Annotated in this window: 3 protein-coding genes; 2 read left to right on the forward strand and 1 reads right to left on the reverse strand. The window is 74.0% G+C overall.

Features of this window, described 5'->3' with window-relative positions:
• Positions 1-90: 90 nt before the first annotated feature.
• On the forward strand, positions 91-804 hold the full coding sequence (locus tag WMJ97_RS14855) for a phenylalanine--tRNA ligase beta subunit-related protein (protein ID WP_347349781.1): 714 nt from the start codon (positions 91-93) through the stop codon (positions 802-804).
• A gap of 28 nt (positions 805-832) precedes the next feature.
• Here the strand turns inward: WMJ97_RS14855 and WMJ97_RS14860 are convergent, their stop codons facing one another.
• Positions 833-2,077, reverse strand: coding sequence for an anaerobic sulfatase maturase (locus WMJ97_RS14860; protein ID WP_347349782.1), 1,245 nt, complete (start codon positions 2,075-2,077; stop codon positions 833-835).
• A gap of 142 nt (positions 2,078-2,219) precedes the next feature.
• Here WMJ97_RS14860 and WMJ97_RS14865 point away from each other — a divergent pair.
• Positions 2,220-2,889 (forward strand): tocopherol cyclase family protein (locus WMJ97_RS14865; protein WP_347349783.1); only part of this gene is annotated, 670 nt, incomplete at its 3' end.

Raw genomic sequence — 2,889 nt, forward strand, 5'->3', positions numbered from 1 at the left:
GGAGGCACGGCGGCTCGTCTACGCGCCGACGCTGATCCCGCGGCGCTCCACAGCGGCCCGCCGCTGACCGCAATCCGAAGGGAGCACCTCATGCCTGACAACGATCTGGACGCCTTCCTCGCCGGCGCCCGCGTGGACGCCGACGTGCTCGCGTTGCGGCCGGACTACCGCGTCCTCCTCGTCGCCGTCGACGGCATCGCGCCCGGCGAAAGCGACCCCGAGAGCGAGGCGTTGCTGCGGCGAGCCGAGGCGTCCGCCCGCGAGGCGCTCGCGGGCCGCCGGCCGGAGGATCTGGCCGAGGTGGCGTCCTGGCGCGAGGCCTACCGGGCGTTCGGGGCGAAGCCCCAGCGCACGCGCCACAGCCTGGAGGCCCTCCTCCGTCGCGCGGACGCCGGCCTCCCGCGCGTCAACCGGCTCACCGACACCTACAACGCGATCTCGGTGCTGCACCGCATCCCGCTCGGCGGCGAAGACCTCGACCGCTACTCCGGCCCGCCGCACCTCGCCCGGGCCACCGGCGACGAGCCGTTCGAGACGATGGCCGGCGGCGAGTCGGCGGTCGAGCACCCCGAGCCGGGCGAGGTCGTCTGGCGCGACGACGCCGGCGTCACCTGCCGCCGCTGGAATTGGCGCCAGACCCGCCGCACCGCCCTCACCGACGGCACGACGAGGGCCCTGTTCATCCTCGACACGCTCGACCCGGTCACCACGGACGCCGTCGGCGCGGCCGCCGACGAGCTCGTCGAGCACCTCGGACGCCTCGGCGACCTCACGGTCGCGCGCCGGCTCGTCGGCGGGGCCTGAACCGGCACCGGCCGAGCCGCACCCTTCGTCAGCGGCGCTTCGAGCGCGGCGTCATGATGTCGGACGCCGGCCGTCCGGCCTGCAGGAGGCGTCCCATCTCGCGCAGCGCCGGCGTCGCGTGGGTGTAGAAGCGGTAGTAGCCCGCGCACAGGTAGTTCAGCCCGGGCTCGCCGTCGGACGTCGTCGTGAAGCGGTCCTTCGGGCAGCCGCCGTGGCACGCCCACCGCACCGGGCACTCGCGGCACTGGCGGGGGAGCGCGGTCCGCTTCGACGTGCCGAACTCCCGCTGCTGCGCCGAGCCGAGCATGCGCGCGAACGAGTCGGACGCCACGTTGCCGAGCCGGTAGTCGGGCTCGACGTAGTGGTCGCAGGAGTAGACGTCGCCGTTGTGCTCCATCGCGAGGGCGTCCCCGCACTCGGGCGCGTGGACGCACAGCGAGTAGCGTCCGAACAGGGCGCCGAGGGCGACGTCGACGTCCTGCACGAAGACGCGGCCGACGTCCCGGTCGAGCCACTCGTCGAAGATCGCGACGAGGAAGCGGCCGTAGGCGTCGGGGTCGACCGTCCGCGACGTGATGCCGTCGCCGCGCTGCCGGTAGAGCACGAAGGTGCCGGAGGCGTCCCGCCAGCCGGACTCGGCCGCCTCCTCCTCGCCCGGCGCGACCCGCTCGACGATCGGGATGAACTGGACGAACTCCGCGCCCAGGTCGTCCCGGAGATGCCGGTAGACCTCGAGCGGGCGCTCCGCGTTCACCGCGTTCACCGTGCAGAGGACGTTCACGTCGACGCCGTGGTCCTGCAGCGTCCGCCAGCCGCGGACGACCTGCTCGTGGGTGCCGCGTCCGGCCTTGTTGACGCGGTAACGATCGTGGAGTTCGGCCGGGCCGTCGATGCTGACGCCCACGAGGAACCGCTCCCGCGCCAGGAACTCCGCCCACGCGTCGTCGATCAGCGTCGCGTTCGTCTGGATCGCGTGCCGGACGCGCTGCCGCGGCCGCTTGAGCTCGCGGGCGACGGCCACGGCCTCACGGAAGAAGTCCAGGCCGCGCAGGGTGGGCTCGCCGCCCTGCCAACTCACGGTGACGTCGCCGTCCGGCTGGGAGTTGAGGTAGTTGGCGAGGTAGGCGCGCAGCGTCTGCGACGACATCCGCTGGCCCTGCCCCTCCCAGAGGGCCTCCTTCGACAGGAAGAAGCAGTACTCGCAGTCGAGGTTGCAGGCCGCGCCGGTGGGCTTGGCCATCAGCGAGAACGGCGTCCGGGTCTGCGAGCGCATGGGGCGACTGTACGGGGGTTGCCGACGAGGCGTCCGCACGGCCACGGATCGGATCCCTCGCGGTCGCTCTCGTGGTCGCTCTCGGGGCGAACTCGGCGCGAACTCGGGGACGAACGGACCCTGACGAGGGAGGATGGGCGCCATGAATCCGCTGAGTGCCGCCCGCCGGGCCCTGGACGCCTACCGCCGCTCCGGCGCCGACCTGCCGTTCGGCGCGCCCGTCGACGACCACGGGACGGCCATGGAGGGGTACTACTGGCGCTTCACGGACGCCGCGTCCGGGCGGTCGGTGATCGCGCTGATCGGCGTCCAGCGGCCGGAGTCCGGGGGAGCGTGGGCGCTGGTGGGCGTCGGCGCCGAGCCCGGCCGGCGCTGGACGCACGCGATCCTGCGGCACGCCGCGGCCCGCCCCCGCGGGCCCGGAGCGTGGGCGTCCGGGGCGGAGGGGACGTTCCACGGGGACGACCGGCACGTCCGAGCCGAGCTGCCCGGCGTCCGGCTGGACGTGACGCTGGACGAGTTGCGTCCGTACCCGCCCGGCCCGTTCGGAGGGTCATCGGTCTTTCAGTGCGTCCCGGCACTGAACCAGTACTGGCACCCGTGGCTGCTCGGCGGGCGGGCGTCCGGGGTGGTGGAGGCCGCGGGCGAACGATGGCGGCTCGACGGGGCCGAGGTGTACGCGGAGAAGAACTGGGGCGCCGGCGGCTTCCCGGACGCCTGGTGGTGGGGGCAGGCGCAGGGCTTCGGCCAGGACGCCTGCGTCGCGTTCGCCGGCGGGCAGATCCACACCGGACCACCCCGGCTGGGGCTGC

The organism is Nigerium sp., assembly GCF_039811905.1.
In the GTDB taxonomy this organism is placed as follows: Bacteria; Actinomycetota; Actinomycetes; order Propionibacteriales; family Propionibacteriaceae; genus Propioniciclava.